Annotated in this window: 18 protein-coding genes; 2 read left to right on the top strand and 16 right to left on the bottom strand. The window is 67.5% G+C overall.

Annotation, left to right across the window (positions count from 1 at the left end; genetic code table 11):
- The first annotated feature begins 127 nt into the window (after positions 1 to 127).
- The gene (locus ABIB26_RS15900; RefSeq protein ID WP_354245098.1) at positions 128 to 1,150 is read left to right on the top strand and encodes an SPFH domain-containing protein; all 1,023 of its coding nucleotides are present in this window, start codon (positions 128 to 130) and stop codon (positions 1,148 to 1,150) included.
- A 350-nt stretch (positions 1,151 to 1,500) separates the two neighbouring features.
- The gene (locus ABIB26_RS15895) at positions 1,501 to 1,848 is read left to right on the top strand and encodes an RNA polymerase-binding protein RbpA (protein WP_354245095.1); all 348 of its coding nucleotides are present in this window, start codon (positions 1,501 to 1,503) and stop codon (positions 1,846 to 1,848) included.
- A 122-nt stretch (positions 1,849 to 1,970) separates the two neighbouring features.
- On the opposite strand, the gene ABIB26_RS15890 is transcribed toward ABIB26_RS15895, so the two are convergent.
- The 16 genes from ABIB26_RS15890 to ABIB26_RS15815 form a co-directional block, all read right to left on the bottom strand.
- Positions 1,971 to 2,705: a polyprenol monophosphomannose synthase gene (locus tag ABIB26_RS15890; RefSeq protein ID WP_354245092.1), complete on the bottom strand. Its 735-nt coding sequence runs from the start codon at positions 2,703 to 2,705 to the stop codon at positions 1,971 to 1,973.
- A gap of 121 nt (positions 2,706 to 2,826) precedes the next feature.
- Positions 2,827 to 4,494, bottom strand: a complete 1,668-nt coding sequence (locus ABIB26_RS15885) for an amidohydrolase (protein WP_354245089.1) — start codon at positions 4,492 to 4,494, stop codon at positions 2,827 to 2,829.
- 40 nt (positions 4,495 to 4,534) lie between these two features.
- Positions 4,535 to 7,441, bottom strand: coding sequence for a DEAD/DEAH box helicase (locus tag ABIB26_RS15880; protein WP_354245086.1), 2,907 nt, complete (start codon positions 7,439 to 7,441; stop codon positions 4,535 to 4,537).
- Between the two features lie 24 nt (positions 7,442 to 7,465).
- Complete coding sequence (tatC, locus tag ABIB26_RS15875) at positions 7,466 to 8,302, bottom strand: twin-arginine translocase subunit TatC (protein ID WP_354245084.1); 837 nt, start codon at positions 8,300 to 8,302, stop codon at positions 7,466 to 7,468.
- Between the two features lie 6 nt (positions 8,303 to 8,308).
- Positions 8,309 to 8,578, bottom strand: coding sequence for a Sec-independent protein translocase subunit TatA (tatA, locus tag ABIB26_RS15870; RefSeq protein ID WP_354245081.1), 270 nt, complete (start codon positions 8,576 to 8,578; stop codon positions 8,309 to 8,311).
- Between the two features lie 33 nt (positions 8,579 to 8,611).
- Positions 8,612 to 9,010: a hypothetical protein gene (locus ABIB26_RS15865; RefSeq protein ID WP_354245078.1), complete on the bottom strand. Its 399-nt coding sequence runs from the start codon at positions 9,008 to 9,010 to the stop codon at positions 8,612 to 8,614.
- A gap of 26 nt (positions 9,011 to 9,036) precedes the next feature.
- The gene (locus ABIB26_RS15860) at positions 9,037 to 11,070 is read right to left on the bottom strand and encodes a helix-turn-helix transcriptional regulator (RefSeq protein ID WP_354245075.1); all 2,034 of its coding nucleotides are present in this window, start codon (positions 11,068 to 11,070) and stop codon (positions 9,037 to 9,039) included.
- A gap of 128 nt (positions 11,071 to 11,198) precedes the next feature.
- Entirely contained in the window at positions 11,199 to 11,594 is a 396-nt protein-coding gene (locus ABIB26_RS15855; protein ID WP_354245072.1) for an FKBP-type peptidyl-prolyl cis-trans isomerase, read from the bottom strand.
- A gap of 50 nt (positions 11,595 to 11,644) precedes the next feature.
- Positions 11,645 to 12,577 carry an FKBP-type peptidyl-prolyl cis-trans isomerase gene (locus ABIB26_RS15850; RefSeq protein ID WP_354245069.1) on the bottom strand — a complete coding sequence of 311 codons (933 nt, stop codon included), beginning with the start codon at positions 12,575 to 12,577 and terminating at the stop codon, positions 11,645 to 11,647.
- A 110-nt stretch (positions 12,578 to 12,687) separates the two neighbouring features.
- Complete coding sequence (gene pafA / locus ABIB26_RS15845; RefSeq protein WP_354245066.1) at positions 12,688 to 14,052, bottom strand: Pup--protein ligase; 1,365 nt, start codon at positions 14,050 to 14,052, stop codon at positions 12,688 to 12,690.
- A 1-nt stretch (position 14,053) separates the two neighbouring features.
- The gene (gene prcA / locus ABIB26_RS15840; protein WP_354245063.1) at positions 14,054 to 14,761 is read right to left on the bottom strand and encodes a proteasome subunit alpha; all 708 of its coding nucleotides are present in this window, start codon (positions 14,759 to 14,761) and stop codon (positions 14,054 to 14,056) included.
- Position 14,762: 1 nt separating this feature from the next.
- Positions 14,763 to 15,614, bottom strand: coding sequence for a proteasome subunit beta (prcB, locus tag ABIB26_RS15835; RefSeq protein ID WP_354245060.1), 852 nt, complete (start codon positions 15,612 to 15,614; stop codon positions 14,763 to 14,765).
- A 78-nt stretch (positions 15,615 to 15,692) separates the two neighbouring features.
- Positions 15,693 to 15,896, bottom strand: a complete 204-nt coding sequence (locus tag ABIB26_RS15830; protein WP_024365265.1) for a ubiquitin-like protein Pup — start codon at positions 15,894 to 15,896, stop codon at positions 15,693 to 15,695.
- A gap of 90 nt (positions 15,897 to 15,986) precedes the next feature.
- Positions 15,987 to 17,597 (bottom strand): depupylase/deamidase Dop, encoded by a 1,611-nt coding sequence (dop, locus tag ABIB26_RS15825; protein WP_354245185.1) that lies wholly within the window; start codon positions 17,595 to 17,597, stop codon positions 15,987 to 15,989.
- Positions 17,598 to 17,656: 59 nt separating this feature from the next.
- Positions 17,657 to 19,459 carry a proteasome ATPase gene (gene arc, locus ABIB26_RS15820; RefSeq protein ID WP_354245057.1) on the bottom strand — a complete coding sequence of 601 codons (1,803 nt, stop codon included), beginning with the start codon at positions 19,457 to 19,459 and terminating at the stop codon, positions 17,657 to 17,659.
- A 97-nt stretch (positions 19,460 to 19,556) separates the two neighbouring features.
- Positions 19,557 to 20,681, bottom strand: a complete 1,125-nt coding sequence (locus ABIB26_RS15815; protein ID WP_354245055.1) for a tRNA (adenine-N1)-methyltransferase — start codon at positions 20,679 to 20,681, stop codon at positions 19,557 to 19,559.
- Positions 20,682 to 20,788: the final 107 nt, after the last annotated feature.

Raw genomic sequence — 20,788 nt, 5'->3', positions numbered from 1 at the left:
ACGCAGTGCAGCGGGCGTCCCGCTGGCGGGGAAACAGACTTCCAGCCGCCGTCACCGGCGGCAGGACACGCGGCAGGCATCCGGCCGCAGCCATAGCAGGAACACATAACTGGGGAAAAGGTGATGTATGGATATCGCAGTCGCAATCGTGCTGCTGGTTCTCGTTGCGTTCGTAATAATTGTGCTGGTGCGTTCGGTGCGGATTGTCCCGCAGGCCCGGGCCGGCGTGGTGGAACGGCTCGGCAAGTACCAGCGCACCCTTAACCCCGGCCTCACCATCCTGATCCCCTTCGTGGACCGGCTGCTCCCGCTGCTGGACCTGCGTGAACAGGTGGTCTCCTTCCCGCCGCAGCCTGTCATCACCGAAGACAACCTTGTCGTCTCGATAGACACTGTGGTCTACTTCCAGGTCACGGATGCCCGGGCAGCGACCTATGAGATCGCCAACTACATCCAGGCTGTGGAGCAGCTCACCACCACCACGCTGCGCAACGTCGTCGGCGGCCTGAACCTCGAAGAAGCGTTGACGTCCCGCGACCAGATCAACGGGCAGCTCCGCGGCGTGCTGGATGAAGCGACGGGCCGCTGGGGGATCCGCGTCTCCCGGGTGGAGCTCAAGGCGATCGATCCGCCCCACTCGATCCAGGACTCGATGGAAAAGCAGATGCGGGCCGAACGTGACCGCCGCGCCGCCATCCTGACCGCCGAAGGCACCAAGCAGTCGGCCATCCTTACGGCCGAAGGACAGCGGCAGTCCTCCATCCTGAAGGCTGAGGGCGACGCCAAGGCCGCGATCCTCCGGGCCGACGGCGAAGCCCAGGCCATCCAGAAGGTGTTCGACGCCATCCACAAGGGCAACCCGGACCAGAAGCTGCTTGCGTACCAGTACCTGCAGGTGCTCCCGAAGATCGCCGAGGGCTCGGCGAACAAGCTCTGGATCATTCCGAGTGAGGTCGGCGAAGCGCTCAAGGGAATCGGCAGCTCCCTGGGTGGGGCGGTTTCCGGCCAGGCATCCGTTGGCCTGTTCGGCCCGGACGCGGACGGCAGGGCTCCCGCGGCCCCGGCATCGGGCGAAGCGGCGGGCGCCGTGGGCACGGAAGCCGTCGCTCCGTCTGCCGGCCCGACTCCCCCTGCGCGGCCGCCAATCTAGGCGCACAAGGGACAAGGGAGGCATCCGTCTGGGCGGGTGCCTCCTTGTTTGTGTTGCGGGCCTTGTCCTGCCGGCTTTGTGTTGCCCGATGGCCCCTGCCGGCCGCGCGGAACCGCCGCAAAGACTTTACCCCGGGCGCGTCCTTCCGGTATACTTGAATATTTGTCCGGCTGGTTCAGTCCGTCGGAACAATTATGCTTCGCAAAGCGTTGAATCCAGTGACGATTTAGCCAGTATTTGTCCAGTGGTTGGCCAGTCAAGGCAACGCAATGCACCCAGTAGTCCGGCGAGGCCCCAGGCCCCCGGATCACGCAGGGCACGGCCCTGCGAACCGAATAGAGGGAGAAAAGATGAGCGATCGCAGCCTGCGGGGTATGCGCCTTGGCGCACAGAGCATGGAGACCGAATCCGGCGTCGAACCGGCTCCGCGCCAGCGGGTTGAGTACCGCTGCGCGGACGGCGAGCAGGTATTCGTGACCTTCTCCTCCGAAGCGGAGATCCCCCCGGTCTGGGTTTCGAAGACGGGCAAGGAAGCCTTGCTGGTCAACGGCGAACGTCCCGTGAACAGCAACGAGAAGGCAGTCCGCACGCACTGGGACATGCTGCTGGAACGCCGCTCGCTCCCCGAGCTTGAGCAGATCCTCGACGACCGCCTCACGATCCTGCGTGAACGCCGGGGCGAACGCCGCTCGGCCTAGGCAGCCGGCGCACCAGCCATAGCAAAAGGGCCGGGTCCGCACCACCATTCCTGATGGTGCGGACCCGGCCCATTTGCGTTACGGCGGCAATCCGCCGGCGTATCCGGCCGGCGGACGGGCTGCTAGCGGGCCTTCTTGCCGGTGAGCTTGTTCCAGCGGGCCGTGAGGCCCCATTTGGTGACGTTGATCATGGCTTCGACAACAATGTTGCCGCTCATCTTGGAGGCGCCGAGTTCACGCTCAACAAAGGTGATGGGCCGTTCCACGATCGTCAGTCCGAGCTTCGCCACCCGCCAGGCGAGATCCACCTGGAAGCCATAGCCGACAGAGTCGACGGCGTCGAGGTTGAGTTTCTCCAGGGTGCCGCGGCGGAACGCGCGGAAGCCTCCGGTCACATCCCTGATCTTGACGCCGAGCATGATCCGCGCGTAGGTGCTGCCCACCCGGGAGATCGCCTGACGGTAGAGCGGCCAGTTGACCACGCTGCCCCCGGGGACCCAGCGCGAACCCATGGCAAGGTCTGCGCCCTGGTCCACGGCCTCAAGCAACTGCGGAAGCTGCTCCGGCTGGTGCGAACCGTCGGCGTCCATTTCCACGAGCACGTCATAGCCGGCGTCGAGGCCCCACCTGAAACCGGCGATGTAGGCGGCTCCGAGACCCGCCTTGCCTTTACGGTGCAGCACGTGGACCTGGCTGTCCTCGGCCGCGAAACGGTCCGCGAGCTGCCCGGTCCCGTCCGGGCTGTTGTCGTCGACCACCAGGACGTCGGAGGCCGGCACAGCGGTGCGCAGGCGCCCGAGGGTCTTGGGCAACGATTCCAGCTCGTTGTAGGTCGGGATGATCGTGAGGACACGCACAGCGAGGCCTTTCCTTGGAGGGAGCGGGCGGTGCGCCACGGAGTCTGCTGATAGCTGGCAGTAGGCGCAACTCTCCATTATAGGGAATCGCCGGAGCCTCGCCGGCCGGGTGCCTCGTCCGTCAGCCGCCGAGGGTCCCGTTCGAGAACAGTTCGCGTCCGTCGCGGACGGTCAGCAGGCAGTCCGGCTCGGAGCCCGTGTCCAGTGCAGGCAGCAGAGGTGTGCGGGCCCGGGGATCCGTGCTCCATGACTGCACCCTGCCGTCGGCCACCTGGACCATGAGTTCCTCGACCGCCCACACGGCGAAGCTGGCCGGAGCGCCCGGGACCAGCTGGCCGGCCATCGGGTTCCGGTAGCGGGCTGCCCGCCAGCCGGCCCGGGTGTGCCCGAGGAAGGCGGCGCGGGCCGAAATCTGTTCGGCGGGGTTGCTGTGTTCGAGGCAGGCGCGGACGCTGGACCAGGGCCGCAGCGGCGTAACCGGGCTGTCACTGCCGAAGCAGATCGGGACTCCGGCAGCGTAGAAGGAGGCGAAGGGGTTCATCCCGATGTGCCGTGACCCGAGCCGCTGCTCATAGAGCTTGCCGGCCCCGCCCCAGCGGGCGTCGAAGACCGGCTGCGCACTGACCGTCACCGAGTACTTGGCCAGCCGGCCGATGGCGTCGGCGTCGGCCAGCTCGACATGTTCAAAGCGGTGCCCGGCGGCCCGGACCTTCTGTTCCCCGACCTCCGCCGCGGCCGCGTCCAGGGCGTTCAGGGCCGCGTCCAGTCCGGCGTCGCCGATGACGTGGAAGCCGGCCTGGATGCCCAGCAGCGAGCAGGCGGCCAGATGCGCGGCGGCTTCCTCCTCCGAGAGGTAGAGGGTGCCCCGCTCCCCCGCGGCGTCGCCATAGTCCGAGCGCAGGGCCGCGGTCCGGGAACCGATCGAGCCGTCGATGTTCAGATCGCCGGCGAGGCCCAGCACGGACACGCCCAGGCCGTCGAGGATGGACTGGGCATGTTCCGCGGAACGTGCCAGCTGGCCCCAGTACGGCAGGACCTCGGGTACGGCGGGACCGTCGTGGGTCCCGTCGTTCCAGGCCACCGCGAACTGCAGGTCCTCAACGCTGCCGATATGTGGTGCCGCCATCTCAGCCACGGCCACGTAGCCGTTGGCTGCCGCTTCGGCCAGGGCCTGCTGCTGGTAGCCGCGGAGCGCGGCTGCGGGCATCTGCCGCGCTGCCAGCCGGGCGGCTGTGTGCGCGGCGCGTTTCACCTGGCTGCCGGCGGACACGCCATCGAGACCCGCCAGGCCGGCCGACGCCGCCAGGGCAGGGGAAACCAGTGCCGAGTGCACGTCGACCCGGGACAGGTAGACCTTGCGGCCGCCGGCTGCCCGTTCGAGTTCCGCCAGGGACGGCAGGGTGGGATCGGCCCACGGGGTCTCGTCCCAGCCGTGGCCCAGCACGGTGCCTCCCGCGCTGGAAGCGGAGACGCAGGATCCGGCCACGGCGTCGAGCAGTTCCCGCGCGGAGCCGACGCCGCCGAGCTGCACCGAGCCCAGCGCAATCCCCGTTTCGGCCAGGTGAATGTGGGAGTCGACGAAGCCGGGGGCCAGGAGCGCACCCCGCAGGTCCACGACGTCCATCGAGGAATCAGCGATGGACGTGGCGGCCTGTTCGGAGCCAACCCAGGCGACGGTGCCGCCGTCGACCAGCATCGCCGTCGCAAAGGGATCGGCGGCCGTGTAGACGGAACCGTTGCGGTACATCGTCACCTTGCTGGGCGCGGGGGTGGCCGGTGAATCGGTCATGGTGCGGGAGCTCCTTGCAGCTGGTGGCCGGCGGCGTGCACTACGCCACCGAGGAATACGCGACGACGCCGCGCTTGATGAGTTTGATCGCGTCCCCGCACAGCCGGGAAATACGCGGGTCCAGGCCGGGGATTTTGGCCAGCTGGTCCAGCAGGTCGATGACCTGCTTCACCCAGCGGACAAAGTCCCCCGCGGCGAGGTCCGTGCCGCTGAGGACTTCCTGCAGGTGCCGGCCCCTGGCCCACTTGAAGATCGGCCAGACGAGTCCCAGCTCGGGTTCGCCGGTCAGCGGCAGCTTGCTGGCTTCCTCCACGTCTTCGAGGGCAGACCACTCACGCACCACCGTGTCGACGGCGGATTCCAGCGAGACGCTGGGCATCTTGGGCCGCAGCCCCCGGTCTTCACGCTTGGCCTGGTACACCAGGACGCTGGCGATGGCCGCGACTTCGGCGGCGTCGAGGTCGCTGAAGGCGCCCATCCGCAGGGCCTGGGAAATGAGCAGGTCCTTCTCCCCGTAGATCCGGCGCAGCCGCTGACCGTCCCGGCTGATGGTGAGCACGCCGGAGGCGGAGGTTTCCAGATACCCGTAGCTGGCCAGCACGCCGCATACCCGGTCGAAGGTCTTGGCGATGGTGTTCGTGCGGCCCTGGATCTGGCGGACCAGCCCGTCCGTCTCCTGCCGGAGCTTCCACCAGCGTTCGGACCAGCGCGCGTGGTCCTCGCGTTCACTGCAGCCGTGGCACGGGTGGGCGCGCAGTTCGCGCCGCAGGTCCGCGATCCGCTTTTCCTGGTTCGGCAAGGCCGCGGCGCGGCCGAAGTCGTCGTTCCGGCTCGGCGGCGCCGGCGGCCGGTTCTCCCGGATGGCGTTCCGGACGGAGGACGCCAGGTCGCGCCGCGATTTGGGCACTTTGGCGTTGAAGGACTTCGGGATCCGGATCCGTGTGATCGGCGAGAGCGGGCCCTCGACGTCGTGGAGGCCGATCCTGCGCAGCTGGTTGTCCAGGGTCATGACGGCCGGGCGGGGTTCCCGGGCGTCATGGTCCGAGCTGAGGACGACGGCGAGGCCGGGCGTCCTGCCGCTGGGCACGTCCACCACGTCGCCGGGCAGCAGCCGGCTCAGGGAGTCCTCCGTGAGGGACTTCCTCGCCCTGGAGGTGCCCTTGGAGGCTTTCTTCTCCGCGTCTGAGAGCGCCCGCAGCAGCCTGGAGTACTCGGTGAAGTCGCCGAGGTGGCACGTCATCGCCTTGCTGAACCCGGCGAGGGATTCCTCCCGGCCCCGGACCTGCTTGGCCAGCCCGACGACGGAGCGGTCCGCCTGGAACTGGGCAAAGGAAGACTCGAGGATCTCCCGGGCCCGTGGCCTGCCGAACTGGGCCAGCAGGTTGATGGACATGTTGTAGGTGGGCCGGAAGCTTGAGTCCAGCGGGTAGGTCCGCCTCGAGGCGAGGCCGGCGACGGCGGCCGGATCGGTGCCGGGCTGCCACAGGACGACGGCGTGGCCCTCGACGTCGATCCCGCGCCGGCCCGCGCGGCCCGTCAACTGGGTGTACTCCCCCGCCGTGATGTTGACGTGCGCCTCGCCGTTGAACTTGTCCAGCTTCTCCAGCACGACGCAGCGGGCGGGCATGTTGATGCCGAGCGCGAGGGTTTCGGTGGCGAAGACGGCCTTGACCAGTCCGTCGACGAAGAGCTTCTCCACCACTTCCTTGAAGGTGGGCAGCATGCCGGCGTGGTGGGCGGCGAGGCCCCGGAGCAGCCCGTCGCGCCAGCTCCAGAACCCGAGGACGTCGAGGTCATCGGCGGGGATGTCCTGGGTGGATTCATCGACCCGCCGGGCGATGATCAGCTGTTCCTGCTCCGTGGTCAGCCAGAGCCCGGCGGAGACGCACTGCGTGACGGCGGCGTCGCAGCCGGCGCGGGAGAAGATGAAGGTGATCGCGGGCAGCAGGTCCTGCCGGTCCAGGCTGGCAATGACCTGCGGCCGGCCGGCCTTGCGGACCGGGCTGCGCGGGCCGCCCTGCGGGGCGTCGTCGCGCTGGCTCTGCTGGTTCTGCTGATTCTGCTGGTCGCGCTGCCGCCGCTGGCTGCGGCCGCCGTGGCCGAAGCGTCCGCGGAAGTTCATCTGGCTTTCGGCCCGTGCCATGGAGAGAAGCTCGGGGTTGACCTCGAAGCCCGGGCGGGTGCTGGGGCCGGCAGTTACCGCGGAGACATCGGCCTCCCCGGCGGGGGCGATCTCATCGAAGCTCGTGTCCCCGGCGAAGAGATCCACGATCTTCCGGCCCACCATGACGTGCTGCCAGAGCGGCACGGGGCGGTGTTCGGAGACGATCACGTCTGTCTGGCCGCGCACGGTGTCCAGCCAGGCGCCGAACTCTTCGGCGTTGGAGACGGTGGCGCTGAGCGAGGCCACCTGGACCTCGCTGGGCAGGTGGATGATCACTTCTTCCCAGACGGCGCCGCGGAAGCGGTCGGCGAGATAGTGGACCTCGTCCATGATGACGAAGCCCAGATCCTCGAGTGTGTCGGAGTCCGAGTACAGCATGTTGCGGAGCACCTCGGTGGTCATCACCACCACCGGCGCCTCGCCGTTGATGCTCGTGTCGCCCGTCAGCAGGCCCACCTGGGCCGCACCGTACTTCGCGGCCAGTTCGGCGTACTTCTGGTTGCTGAGCGCCTTGATCGGGGTGGTGTAGAACGCTTTGAGGCCGCGCTGGAGGGCCAGGTAGATGGCGAACTCCCCCACGATCGTCTTGCCCGCCCCCGTGGGCGCCGCCACCAGCACGCCGCGGCCGGCCTGAAGCGACAGGCATGCCTCACGTTGAAAGTCATCGAGTTCGAATTCCAGCGTCCGGATGAACCCGCCCAGATAGGTTTTGGCTTCTGCGGCCCGTTCGGCGCTGGCGCGGTAGCGCTCAGCCGGCGACTCCGGCCCGGGTAGTGAGGACATGGTTCCAGCCTAGTGCGCGAACGGCTAGAGATTCTCCAGCTCGGAGCTGGGAGTTGCCTGGTCCGCGGTGGCCTCGGTTTCCTCGGCGCGCTTGACGGCGCGCCGTTCCCGGCGGCGGTCGTTGAGCAGGCAGAGCCCGATGGCGGCGAAGAAGAGGACCAGCATGGGAACGGCGAGATAGAACATGCTCGTGGCGTCAGCCCCGGGTGCGGCCATGGCGGCGAACAGGCAGACCAGGAACACGGTGACGCGCCAGCTCTTGACGAGCTGCTTGCCCTTCACCAGTCCGGCGAGGTTCAGGCCGAACAGGATCACCGGCAACAGGAAGGCGATGCCGAAGGCCAGCATCAGTCGCAGCACAAAGGACAGGTACACCTGGGCGCTGATGAAGTTGGATCCCCCGAGCGGGGTGAATTCGGTCAGAACGCGGACGGCGTTCGGGAGCACGAGCCAGGCCATCAGCACGCCGCCGACAAACAGCGGCACGGCGGCGGCGACGAACGAAAGGGCCAGGCGGCGTTCCTTCTTGTGCAGGCCGGGTACGATGAACGCCCAGAGCTGGTAGAGCCAGACGGGACTGGCGACGATCAGGCCCAGGAAGACGGACACCTGGATCATCAGGTCGAAGGAGCTTGCCACGCTGTCGAAGTTCAGGGTGGCCTGCCGGCCCTCATGTCCGTTCAGGTCGCGGATCGGTTTGATCAGGGCGGCCAGCATCGGCTGGTAGACGAGGAATCCGACGACCGTTCCCAGCACGACGGCGATCGCCGACTTGAAGAGGCGGTTCCGCAGCTCTTTCAGGTGGTCGAGCAGCGCCATCCGCCCCTCGGGGTTGGATCGACGGCCCATGGTTACTGCCATGTGGACTTAGGCGCGGTTCGGGGGCGGAACGTCGGTCTCTTCTGCCGGACGGCTTTCCGTGCCGGGGGTCCGCGGGTGGTTTACCACCCGGCCCTCGACGGCCTCGGAATCATCCTTGGCGTCGGTGTTGCCGTCCTTCTTCATTTCGCGGACTTCCGACTTGAAGATGCGCATCGACTGGCCCAGGCTGCGGGCCATGCCGGGCAGCTTCGGCGCGGCGAAAAGCACCAATGCCAGAACGATGATGATGATGAGATGCCAGCCTTCAAGCCTCATGGCAAGGTCCTTTCGTTTGAGTACATCCTATGTCTAACTGAATCCGATGTCGCGCAGCCGCTGGGGCTGGCCGCGGTCCGTCCTGCGCCGGACGCGGCGCAGGCGGCGTCCCTCCTGCCGGGACAGTTTGGCTGCGTGGTAATCGTGGCGCATCCGGGCGGGCGAGGCAAAAACGGCGGAGCCGGGCTCCGCGGGCGGACCGGATGCTGTCGCCGCCTCGGCACCGTTGGAGTCTACGGCGTCAACATGAACGGCGGAAGAACCGGGGGCAACGGGGCTGGACGGCAGGTGGCTGAACCGCTCCCCCGCTTCGCCGACTTCCTTGACTGTCGTCATGAACTGCCGGAACAAACGCACGCCGAGCACGACGAAGAACAACAGGGAGAGCGCGACAAGCGCTATCCAGATTACGATCCAGGACCACCAAGGCATGCTGAGTAGTCTAGCTGGCGTACTGCTCAGACTTCATACTGGGCCCGTGCGGCATCGACCCAGTCCCGTGCACTGGCCGCCAGGGCCTCCGGTTGGAGGATCCGGGCGGTCCCGCCGTGCTGGGCCTCGAACATCGGCAGCCAGTCGGGACTCCCGAAGCGGATCTCGGCCAGCAGGCCGCCGCCCGGCAGCGGCGCGGTCCGTTCGGCGTAGTAGTCATCGGCGAGGCCGACGCCCCGGCGGGTCAGTTCCACGACCACCACCGTGTCGTCGTCGTTCGGGGTGAAAAGCTTCACCGGGAAACTCCCGGCCGGCTTGGCCGTCGCTGACACCGGGCTGCCGTTGGGGTGCAGTTCCTCGATCCGGTCCAGCCGGAAGTTGCGCAGGCCCCGGGCGGAGTGGCAGTAGGCCTCGAGATACCAGGTGTTGTCCAGCGAATAGAGCCGCAGCGGATCCACATCGCGTTCCGAGACCGAGTCGGTCTGCGGGGAAAAATACCGGAGCCGCAGCTGCGCGCCCTTCCTGATGGCTTCCCGCGCCGTATCAAGGCTCGCCGCGTTGTCCGGACCCACCTCGGGGCCGGACAGTGACGCCGCCTTCAGCCCCTCCTCCCCCGCCGCGGCCATGAGCTTGACCGTCACGGACTCCAGGGCACCGCCCTCGGCGAGCTCGGGCAGTCCGTTGAGGGTCTCCAGGCCGGTCAGCAGTGCACAGGCCTCCTCCACAGTGAAGCGAACAGGCCTGAGGTCCAGGTCCTGGCTGATGAAGACGTGGTCGTCGTCCCACTGGATGTCCAGCAGATCGTCCGGGTACCCCTCCGGCAGGCCCGAGCAGATCAGGATCCGCAGATCCTCCTCGAGTTCCTTGCGGGTGATCCCGAAGCGTGCAGCGACCTCGCTGATGTGCAGGCCCTGGTTGTGCGCCAGGAACGGGACCAGCTGGAGCATCCTCTTGAGCTGGTCCTCGGAGGTGCGTTTGCGTCGGTGCTTGGCGTTACCGGCGCCGGCGGCCGGGAAGATGACCGGCGGGACGGGTGCGGCGGCGAAGTCCGCGGCGGCGGACAGGCGGCGCCGCACGGCGGTGACAAGCTCGGGCGGGGACACAACCTTTACCCGGGGGCCGTAGGAGGCGAGTTCCTCGCCGAGGGTCTCAGCGTCCCGGAACGGCACAATGAGCCGGTCGCTGCCCGCCCCCGGCTGCTGCGCGCCGGGCTGGTGCGCCCCCGGCTGCTCCGCCCCGGACGCTGACGGCGTGTCGGACGAACCGGCCACGGCCCGTTTGCGCAGTCCCAGCAGCCTGCCGTGCTGGACGTCGACGACGGCGGTGCGGACCGGCAGCTCCGCCAGCCCCGCAAGTTCGGCGCGGACGTTGAATCCGGACGGCGGGGTGAAGGCTTCCTTCTCGAGCACGGTCACAGCCGAGGCCAGGCGGGAGAGCCGGAAGAAGCGCTTGTCCCCGCGGGTCCTGTCGTGTCCGACCAGATACCACTGGCCGAAGCGGCTGCCGATCCCCCAGGGCTCCACCAGCCGTTCCTCTTCCTTGCCGGTGCTGCCGGCGAGGTAGCGGAAGCTGACCGGGTGCTGGGCATGCATGGCGGCAACGAGGTCCTCGAAGGCCTGCCCGGCGGGACGGATGCGTGGCTGGACCCCGGCCGGAAGTTCGGCATAGACGAGGCCGCCGGCTGCCTGGAGTTTGCGCACCGCGTCCAGGGCGGCCGAGCCGAGGGCGGCGTGTTCCCAGAGCTGGGCTGCCAGGATCAGGACCGTGCACTCTTCGGGCGTGAGGCTGACGTCCGGCAGGCGGTTGGATTCCTTGCCGATCCGGTACCGGGTGGTGGCCGGGTCATCCGAGCCCCAGCCCTTGTCCGTCAACGTCTCCACCTCGAAGCCGAACTGGCGCAGCTCGCCCTTGTCGCGTTCGAACATCCGCCCGAAGGCGACGTCGGTGCTCGTGGAGTCGTGGTAGACCTTTTCGCGCAGCTCCCGGCGGCGCAGCCCGTACTCGGTGTTGAGCAGGGCGATGAGCAGGTTCAGGAGGCGTTCTGTACGTGAGGCGGACACCCCGCAAGGCTACTAAAGTCCCTGCGGGAAAATAACAAAAGCGCGGTAACCGCCGGAAAGTAGATTCCGATTGTTACCGCGCTCTGTCGTTATATTGCGGTCCGGTTCCCCGGACCGGCGCTTCCTAGCTAGCGGACGGCGACGAGGTCGACGACGAAGATCAGGGCTTCGTTCGGGCCGATCGCCCCGCCGGCGCCCCGGGAACCGTAGGCCAGTTCGGAGGGGATTTCCAGCCGGCGGCGGCCGCCCACCTTCATGCCCAGCAGGCCCTGGTCCCAGCCCTGGATGACCTGGCCGACGCCGACGCGGAAGTCCAGCGGTGCGCCGCGGCCCCAGGAGGCGTCGAATTCTTCGCCCGTGGACCAGGCCACGCCGACGTAGTGGGTGGAGACGGTGTCGCCGGACTTGGCCTCGGCGCCGTCGCCCTCGATCAGGTCGGTGATGACGAGTTCGGTGGGAACGTCGCCCTGGGGGAAGTCGATTTCCGGCTTCTGGCGGTCGATGTTGCGCTCTCCAAATGACATGGCTGCTCCTTCTTGCGTGGCTTGGGGTGGCGTGTGGTGGGTAAGGCGGGTTACTTGACGCCGAGGATGTCGACGACGAAGACGAGATCGCCCTTGGCGTCGCCCTGGCCTTCGTCGCCGTAGGCGAGGTCCTTGGGGATGACCAGGAGGACGCGGGAGCCCACGGTCTTGCCGGTCAGGCCCTGGGTCCAGCCCTTGATGACGCCCGTGAGCGCGAAGGTGGCCTTCTCACCGCGGTCGAAGCTCGAATCGAACACCTTGCCCTCGGTCAGGGTCACGCCCACGTAGTTGACGGTGAGGGTATCGGATTCCTTGACCTCGGGGCCGGTGCCCTTGATGAGCTCCTGGGAAATGAGGGCGGTCGGGGCGGCGACGCCGGCGACCGAGATCTCCGGGGTGCCCTTGTCGTTGTCCTTCACGGTGGGCAGTCCTGCCGGCGGGGTCACGGCTTCGCCCTCGGGCTTGTCCAGCACCTTCGGAGCCTCCTTGGCGGAGAGCACCTTGACGACGAGGAGCTGGCTGGGCTGCGCTTCGGCACCCTCGGCGGCGGCCTTGCCCGGGACGGCCAGGGCCAGGTGGGAGCCGATCTTCGCGCCGACAAAGGCGTTGTAGATGACGGCGCTGGACGTCTTGAGCTCGTCGTTCAGTTCGAGCGGCTCCGGGTCACCGGCATAGGTGTCTTCCAGGGTGCTGCCATCCGTGCCGTTGAGGGCGAGGATGGAGATTTCCGCGATCTGGTTGGCCTTGACCCGCTCGCCGCTGCCCTCCGTGATCACCTTGACGGTGGGTTCGGCGACTTCCAGGGGCTTGGTGAACTCAACACCAGGCGCCTCCTTGTCGCCCTTTTCTGTCACCTTGACGGAGTCGAGCTTTGCGGTCTCGCCAGCGGACTGGCTGGTGGGCTCCGGCGCGGGAGGCTCGCCGCCGCCGCAAGCGGTCAGCAGCAGCAGTCCGGGAAGAAGAATTGCTAGTAGTCGGCGCACTTAAAAACTTTCGTCGAGGCAGGGTGGACGCGATGCCGCATGGATTCCCGCGGCAAAGAAAGCACTGGCCGCCTGGCGGCCTCTACCAGAATAACGTGGAAAGCTGGATATCAGCCCATAGAGTCCAACAAGGCATCCACCCGCTCGTCCACGCTGCGGAACGGGTCCTTGCAGAGAATGGTCTGGTGGGCGCGGTCGTTGAGCTTCAGGTGCACCCAGTCCACCGTGTAGTCACGGCCGAGTTCCTGCGCCCTCCGGACGAAGTCGCCGCGGAGTTTGGCCCGGGTGGTCTGCGGCGGGGCATCCACCGCATCCTTGACCGCAGTGTCATCCACCACCCGGCGCACCGCGCCCCGGGACTGCAGCAGGTAATAGAGCCCGCGGGTGCGGGAGATGTCGTGATATGTCAGGTCCAGCTGCGCGATCCGTGGCGCGTCGAGCCCCAGTCCGTGCCGTTCGCGGTAGTTGTCCATCAGCTTCTTCTTGATGGCCCAGTCCACCTCGGTGTCGATCGTGCTGGTGTTGCCGCTTTCGATGGCGTCCAGGGTGCGCTCCCACAGGTCCAGGATCAGCGGCACATGCGCATTGTGGGCACCCTGCTCGGCGACGAACGCCGTGACCTTGTTCAGGTATTCGCGCTGGATCTCCAGGGCGGTGAGCTGCCGGCCGTTGGCGAGCCGGACCAGGGCACGGCCGGTCAGGTCATGGGATATTTCGCGGATGCTGCGGATCGGGTTTTCCATCCGCATATCGCGCATGATCACCCCGGCCTCGATCATCCGCAGGATCAGGTCCACGGTGCCTACCTTGAGCAGCGCCGTCGTCTCGGACATGTTGGAATCGCCCACAATCACGTGCAGCCGCCGGTAGAACTCGGCGTCGGCATGCGGCTCGTCACGGGTGTTGATGATGGGCCGGGACCGGGTGGTGGCCGAGGAAACGCCCTCCCAGATGTGGTCGGCGCGCTGCGAGAAGGCAAACGTGGCGCCATGCGGGGTCTTCAGGATCTTTCCTGCCCCCGCGATGAGCTGGCGAGTCACCAGGAACGGGATCAGGATTTCCGCAAGCCGGGAGAATTCCCCGCGGCGCGGTATGAGGTAGTTCTCGTGGCTGCCATAGGAGTTGCCCGCGGAGTCCGTGTTGTTCTTGAAGAGGTACACGGTGCCGTTGAAGCCTTCGGAGGCAAGCCGTTCCTGCGCCTCGTCCACGAGGTCGTCCAGGATCAGTTCGCCGGCCCGGTCGTGCGCTATCAGCTGGGCGAGGTCGTCACACTCGGCTGTGGCGTACTCCGGATGGGAACCGACGTCGAGGTACAGGCGTGAGCCGTTGGTCAGGAACACATTGGAGGACCTCCCCCAGCTGACCACCTTCCGGAAGAGGTAGCGGGCCACTTCCTCGGGAGCCAGCGGACGTGACTCCGGGCTCGAATAGGAAATCCCGAACTCGGTTTCGATGCCGAAAATACGCTTGTCCATCTCAGTCCTCCTCAGCGAGCAATGCCACGATGTCGGCGTCCTCTAGGCGGCGGAATGCGCGGCGGGTGCCGCGGCTGCTTTCCGAACCGCGGTCCAGTACGGCAACTTCCACGGCCGACGCCGGCAGGGTGGTGGTTTCCTTGTCCGCCACGAGTCCCGCCAGGGCGAGCCGGATGGCGGCGGCGAAGTCGAGCTCGCCCTGCCAGCCGGCCGCGACGGCCTCGGCTACCTTGTCCGCCTGGCCACCCATCACCACGAATCCCTTTTCGTCGGCGATGGACCCGTCGAAGGTCAGCCGGTACAGGTGGTCCTGGTCCTGGCTAGGGCCAACCTCGGCCACGGCGAGTTCGACTTCGAACGGCTTCTGCTCGGCGGTGAAGACGGCGCCCAGGCTTTGCGCATACACGCTGGCCAGTCCCCTCGCCGTGACATCCTCGCGGTCGTAGGAGTAGCCGCGCACATCCGCATACCGCACCCCGGCCTGGCGCAGGCTTTCAAACTCGTTGTACTTGCCGACGGCGGCAAAGGCGATCTTGTCGTAGATCTCGCCGATCTTGTGCAGTGACGGAGAGGGGTTTTCCGCCACGAGGGCGATCCCGTCCCGGCAGCTGACCACCACCACCGAGCGGCCCCGTGCGATGCCTTTCCGTGCGAAATCCGCACGGTCCTTCATCAGCTGTTCTGGCGATACATAGAACTGCTGGGTCATATCAGGCCTCCCGCTGGGCTATGGCCCTTGATTCTATGATCCTGCCCGCCACCGCGGCGAGTTCCCGGTCCGGGACCCGGACGGCGCCGGACCGGTTGACGGTGTAGACCACCGGCCAGAGCCGCCGGATCGGGTCCGGGCCGCCGGTGGCGGAGTCGTCGTCGGCGGCGTCGTAGAGGGCCTCGACGGCGATGGCGACGGCTTCCTGTTCGGAGAGGTTGGGCCGCCACAGCTTTTTCAGCGAGCCGCGGGCGAACATGGAGCCGGAGCCCACCGTGTGGTGTTCCTGTTCCTCGTAGCGGCCGCCGGTGACGTCGTAGGAGAAGAGGCGACCGGCTCCGGCCGGCAGGTCGAAGCCGGCGAACAGCGGGATGACGGCGAGTCCCTGCATGGCCATCGGCAGGTTTCCGCGGATCATCGCGCCGAGCCGGTTGGCTTTGCCCTCGAGGCTCAGCAGGGTCCCTTCAATCTTTTCGTAGTGCTCAAGCTCCACCTGGAACAGCCGGGTCAGGTCGAGGGCGATCCCGGCGGTCCCGGCGATGCCCAGCACCGAGTACTGATCCGCCGGGAAGACCTTCTCGATGTGCCTGCTGGCGATCACGTTGCCCATAGTGGCACGCCGGTCGCCAGCCATCAGCACTCCCCCGGCGTAGCTGAGGGCGACGATCGTGGTCCCGTGGGGCACCTGAAGGGGTGCGTTGGCCGCCAGGGTTCCGGGTGGCAGCTGGCCGAAATGCGGCTGGTTGAAGGGCAGTTGGCCGAGGGGCAGTAAACCCGGGCGTTCGCGCTGCAGGTGCTCGGTGAAGGAGGACGTCGCGTTGGCTGCTACCTGGTTGGCTGTGGTTTCCTGCACTGGTGCACTCCCTCAACGTGGTGGATCAACGACTTCCTCAAGCCCGGTCCCGCCCTCATCCGGCGGCCGGCCGCGGCCTTATTGGCCGCCCTTTTGGACGAAGGCGCGGACGAATTCCTCGGCGTTGGATTCCAGCACGCCGTCGATCTCATCGAGCAGATCGTCCACGCCCTGCGTGGCGGCTGATGCCTGCCCTTCCGCGGGTGCCGGCGGGGCGGCGGGGACGTCCTCGTCAACCTCGGTATCGCGCGACTGCGGCTGCTGCTGCTCCTGGCCTGCCATTGTTTTCTCCTTCTGTCCGTCCCCATCTTTTCGAAGGGACATCCTGTAGCAATACTGCCACGCCCGAGGCGTCGGCGGGGGCCTTTGCTCCTACGAACCGGGGCTGAGCCCGAGGAGCTCGGCGAGGAACGGTCCGGCCTCCCGGTGCCGGGCAAACAGGCCGCCGGTGAGGGCCTCCGTACCGCGCAGCGGCTCACGGGTGGGGACGCGCTGGAGCCTGCCGCGGCCGGGCACATCGAAGATCACGGAGTCCCAGCTGGCACCGACGAGGTCGGATCCGAAGCGGCTGACGCAGCGTCCCCGGAAGAAGGCCCGGGTGTCCGACGGCGGTTCGGTCACCGCCCGGCCGATGGCGGCGTCGTCGACGATCCGCTTCATCCGGTCGCGGGCGAGCAGACGGTGGTACAGCCCCTTCTCCGGCCGGATATCCGCCCACTGCAGGTCCACCAGGCCCAGCCGGGCGTTGTCCCAGTCCAGCCCGTCGCGGTCCCGGTAACCCTCCAGCAGGGAGAGTTTGGCCAGCCACTCCACGGACGAGGCGGCGGCGGCCCGGTCCGTGCCCAGTTCGGTCAGGGTGGCGGACCAGCGCTCCAGCACGGCGTGGGTATGGCCGTCGCCGTCCACGGCATCGGCGACGCCGGTGTCCTGGGCGTGCTTTGCGGCCGCCTCATAGTAGATCCATTGCAGGTCCAGGGCGGTGATCCGGCGGCCGTCGAGCAGGCGCAGGGTGGCCGTGAGGGAGGTGTCATGGCTGACGGCCTGGAGTGCGCCGACCGGCTCGTGGACCTCCAGCCGGGGGGCCAGGCCGGCCTCGATCAGGCTCAGGACCATCGCGGTGGTGCCGAACTTGAGGTAGTTGGACGCCTGGCTCAGGTTGGCGTCGCCGATGATGACGTGGAGCCGGCGGTACTTGTCGGCAGTGGCGTGCGGTTCGTCTCGGGTGTTGATGATGGGCCGGCGGATGGTGGTCTCGAGGCCCACTTCGGTCTCGAAGAAGTCAGCGCGCTGGCTGATCTGGTATCCGGGCCGGGCGCTGTCCTGCCCCCGGCCTACCCTGCCGGAGCCGCAGATAATCTGGCGGGTGACAAAAAACGGGGTCAGGCCGCGGACGATGTCACCGAAGGGGACGGTGCGGGGCATGAGGTAGTTCTCGTGGGAGCCGTAGGACACCGACTTGTTGTCCGTGTTGTTCTTGTAGAGGTTGATCGGCGGCAGTTCCGGGTCGCCCGCCAGCCGCCGCACCGCGGCCAGGGCCACCAGGTCGCCGGCGGCGTCCCAGGCGACAGCGTCGCGCGGGTTGGTTACCTCCGGGCTGGAGTACTCGGGATGGGCGTGGTCGACGTAGAGCCGGGCACCGTTTCCCAGCACCATGTTCATCAGCAGGGTGCCGGATTCGTCCTCGCCGTCGTGGTCCAGCTCGGCCCGGCCGTAGGCCAACGCAACCGCCTCGGCGTCCAGGACCGGCGGCTGGTCCGTGAGCTGCTCCGGGTCGGCGGCACTCCGCTCCAGGGTCCAGCCCCGGGCGTCGTGCAGCGGCTCCTCGTCGGTGTAGTCCCAGCGGGTTTCCGCTCCGCCGGCGGCACGCTGCCGTGTCACCTGGGCGTAGGCCTGGATCACCCGGGCCGACATCATGGTGGCGTTGGCCCCCGGCGCGGAGGGCGCGTGGATGCCGTATTCCGTCTCCGAGCCCATCACCCGCATGGCGCCGCCAGCGGGCAGGCCGCCGGAAGTGTCCGCCGGACGGCCGGTCGCAGGTGCGCTCACAGGTACTGGCCCGTGGTGGGCATCGTCTCGATGGACTTCCCGGGCTCCTGGCCCGCCTTGCCCTGGACGATGGTGCGGATGTACGTGATGCGCTCGCCCTTCTTGCCCGAGATCCGTGCCCAGTCGTCCGGGTTGGTGGTGTTCGGCATGTCCTCGTGCTCGCGGAACTCGTCGACGACGGCCCGCAGCAGGTGGTCGATGCGGATGCCTTTCTGGCCGACGGTGAGCAGGTCCTTGATCGCGTACTTCTTGGCCCGGTCCACGACGTTCTGCACCACGGCGCCGGAGTTGAAGTCCTTGAAGTAGAGCATTTCGGTGTCGCCGTTGGCGTACGTCACTTCGAGGTACTCGTTGGACTTGTCGGTGGAATACATCGCCTCGACGGTGCGCTGGACCATCGCGTCCACGGTGGCCTGCACGTCGCCGTCGTGTTCGGCGAGGTCGGACTGGTGGAAGGGCAGGTTCACGGTGATGTACTTCTGGAAGATGTCCGCCGCGGCTTCGGCGTCGGGCCGCTGGATCTTGACCTTCACGTCCAGCCGGCCCGGCCGCAGGATGGCCGGATCGATCATGTCCTCCCGGTTGGAGGCCCCGATCACGATCACGTTGTCGAGCCGCTCCACGCCGTCGATCTCGCTCAGGAGCTGCGGGACAATGGTGGTTTCGACATCCGAGGAAATGCCGGTGCCGCGGGTGCGGAACAGGGAGTCCATTTCGTCGAAGAACACCACGACGGGGCTGCCCTCGGAGGCCTTCTCCCGGGCGCGGGCGAAGATCAGCCGGATGTGCCGTTCGGTTTCGCCGACGTACTTGTCGAGCAGCTCCGGGCCTTTGATGTTCAGGAAGTAGCTCTTCATGTCCGTCTTGCCGGTTCGCTCGGCTGCCCGGGCCGCCAGGGAGTTGGCGACGGCCTTGGCGATCAGTGTCTTGCCGCAGCCCGGCGGGCCGTAAAGCAGGATGCCCTTGGGGGCCTTCAGCCCGTGCTCACGGTACAGATCCGGATGCAGGAACGGGAGTTCGACGGCGTCGCGGATCTGCTCGATCTGGGGTCCCAGGCCGCCGATGTCCTGGTACGTGATGTCCGGAACTTCTTCGAGGACAAGGTTCTCCACCTCGGAGCGCGGTACCTTCTCGAGCGCGTAGCCGGTGCGGGAGTCGATGGAGAGGGCATCGCCCACCCGGAGATTCTGGGCCAGCAGGGCGCCGGAGAGCCGGATGACACGCTCCTCGTCCGCGCGACCCACCACGAGGGCACGGTCCGGGCCCAGCATTTCCTTGAGCGTGACGAGGTCCCCGGCCCGCTCGTAACCCAGACCGGCCACCACGAGCAGCGCCTCGTTAAGCAGCACTTCCTGGCCGACCGCCAGCTGGTTCATGTTCACCAGCGGACTGATCCCCACCCGCATCTTGCGGCCGGCATTGAAGATGTCCACCGATTCCTCGGTGGCTGCCTGCCCGCTGTTACCTGCCGTGGGCTGGCGTTTCGGATTCAGCGCCAGCACCGTGCCGAAACTGTAAGGCGGCTGGCCCTCCTGGTCGAGGGCGTTCTTAAGCCGAAGGATTTCAGCCTTCGCCGCCTCCAGCATGCCCACGAGTTTAGAGTTGTTCTGCGTCGCGGCGGCGAGCTGGCGGTCAATATGCCGGAGTTTGTCCCGGAGGATATTGACCTGCCGCTCGGCCACGGACAGCTCGTTGGCGGCGTAGCGGTCACCATCGGCACCCTGTACCGCCGATTGTGCTGCCGTTTCCGCTGCATCGTCTGCCGATGTGCGGCCCGGGTCGGTGTTCGGAGTCTCCATCGTCTTCAGCCCCTTCCTGCGCTTCTATTAAGACATTAGCCCCAAGACGCCACGTGCTGCTGAAGACTTCCGGAATTCGGACTAGGGAATTTTCGCGTCAGTTTGTCGCGTCCGGGTCATCCTTGACGTTGGTCCCGGCGATGGCGTCCCGGGCTGCCCGGCGCAGTTTCTTGTCCGAGACGGCACGCTCCCCGACGGCGCCGGGGGTCCAGGCGTTGACGTCCTCTTCGTTGAAGCCGGTCTTGGAGGGGCGGCGCTTGACGGAGATGCCGGTGACGCCGTCGGCCAGCCTGCGCGTGACGAGCAGGAATCCGGTGTGGGCAACCATGCGGTGGTCCGGGCGGACCGCCAGGCCCTCCAGGTGCCAGCCACGGACCATGGACTCCCAGGCGTCCGGCTCGGTGAAGCGGCCGTCTGCGCGGATGGCCTCGGCGGTCCGGGACAGCTGAGTCACAGTCGCGACATAGTTGATCCACACGCCTCCTGGGGCGAGCACCGTGGCGACGGCATCCAGGCACTCCCAGGGCGCGAGCATGTCCAGGACCACGCGGTCCACGGAGCCCGGCGCCTCGGTGCGGACCACTTCCTCCTGGAAGTCACCGAGGGAGATCTTCCAGGCCGGGTGCGGGCCGCCGAAAATCGTTTCGACGTTGCCGCGGGCAATGTCGGCGAATTCCTCCCGGCGTTCGAAGGAGTGCAGGTAGCCGTTGTCCCCCACCGCGCGCAGCAGCGAGATGGACAGCGCCCCGGAACCCACCCCGGCCTCCACTACGCGTGCGCCGGGGAAGATGTCCGCCATGGTCACGATCTGGCCGGCGTCCTTGGGGTAGACCACTGCCGCGCCGCGGGGCATCGAGAGCACGAAGTCCGAAAGGAGGGGGCGCAGGGTCTGGTACTGCTGGCCGACGTTGTTCACCACGACGGAGCCGTCCGGCTCGCCGATGATCTCGTCATGGTTCAGGAATCCGCGGTGCGTATGGAAGGCGCCGCCCGCTTCCAGGCTGATCGTGTTCATCCGTCCGCGTTCGTCCGTGAGCTGCACGCGCTCGCCTTCACGGAACGGGCCGCGCCGGCGGGCGGCACCGACCGGCCCCGCCGAGATGGCACCCGTGCTGCCGGCCGGGCCCGCAGCGGTGCTGGTAGTTGCAGTGGTGCTGGTAGCTGCAGTCTTGGCTGCGCCGGTGTCGGCCGGGCTCGCGTTGGCGGCGGTGTCGCTGCTCATGAAGAATTCCTCGCTCCTGTAAAGCTGTGTGGCCGCGGATCTGCCGGCGGTCCGGCTGCTTGTGCCTGGGGTCTGTGCCTGGGGACTTTGCGCCCAGTGCCGGAAAT

Source organism: Arthrobacter sp. UYEF20 (assembly GCF_040546335.1).
In the GTDB taxonomy this organism is placed as follows: domain Bacteria; phylum Actinomycetota; class Actinomycetes; order Actinomycetales; family Micrococcaceae; genus Arthrobacter.
Note: the sequence above shows the minus strand (reverse complement) of the source record. Positions and strands in the feature narration are given on the sequence as shown.

Excerpts from the sequence above, each read along its gene's own strand:
- ABIB26_RS15880 (WP_354245086.1), bottom strand. The coding sequence starts at position 7,441 with ATGTCCTCACTACCCGGGCCGGAGTCGCCGGCTGAGCGCTACCGCGCC.
- ABIB26_RS15855 (WP_354245072.1), bottom strand. The coding sequence starts at position 11,594 with ATGTCATTTGGAGAGCGCAACATCGACCGCCAGAAGCCGGAAATCGAC.
- arc (WP_354245057.1), bottom strand. The coding sequence starts at position 19,459 with ATGGAGACTCCGAACACCGACCCGGGCCGCACATCGGCAGACGATGCA.
- ABIB26_RS15885 (WP_354245089.1), bottom strand. The coding sequence starts at position 4,494 with ATGACCGATTCACCGGCCACCCCCGCGCCCAGCAAGGTGACGATGTAC.
- prcA (WP_354245063.1), bottom strand. The coding sequence starts at position 14,761 with ATGACCCAGCAGTTCTATGTATCGCCAGAACAGCTGATGAAGGACCGT.
- tatA (WP_354245081.1), bottom strand. The coding sequence starts at position 8,578 with ATGAGGCTTGAAGGCTGGCATCTCATCATCATCATCGTTCTGGCATTG.
- ABIB26_RS15865 (WP_354245078.1), bottom strand. The coding sequence starts at position 9,010 with ATGCCTTGGTGGTCCTGGATCGTAATCTGGATAGCGCTTGTCGCGCTC.
- ABIB26_RS15815 (WP_354245055.1), bottom strand. The coding sequence starts at position 20,681 with ATGAGCAGCGACACCGCCGCCAACGCGAGCCCGGCCGACACCGGCGCA.
- tatC (WP_354245084.1), bottom strand. The coding sequence starts at position 8,302 with ATGGCAGTAACCATGGGCCGTCGATCCAACCCCGAGGGGCGGATGGCG.
- ABIB26_RS15830 (WP_024365265.1), bottom strand. The coding sequence starts at position 15,896 with ATGGCAGGCCAGGAGCAGCAGCAGCCGCAGTCGCGCGATACCGAGGTT.
- dop (WP_354245185.1), bottom strand. The coding sequence starts at position 17,597 with ATGCGGGTGATGGGCTCGGAGACGGAATACGGCATCCACGCGCCCTCC.
- ABIB26_RS15895 (WP_354245095.1), top strand. The coding sequence starts at position 1,501 with ATGAGCGATCGCAGCCTGCGGGGTATGCGCCTTGGCGCACAGAGCATG.
- pafA (WP_354245066.1), bottom strand. The coding sequence starts at position 14,052 with ATGGACAAGCGTATTTTCGGCATCGAAACCGAGTTCGGGATTTCCTAT.
- ABIB26_RS15900 (WP_354245098.1), top strand. The coding sequence starts at position 128 with ATGGATATCGCAGTCGCAATCGTGCTGCTGGTTCTCGTTGCGTTCGTA.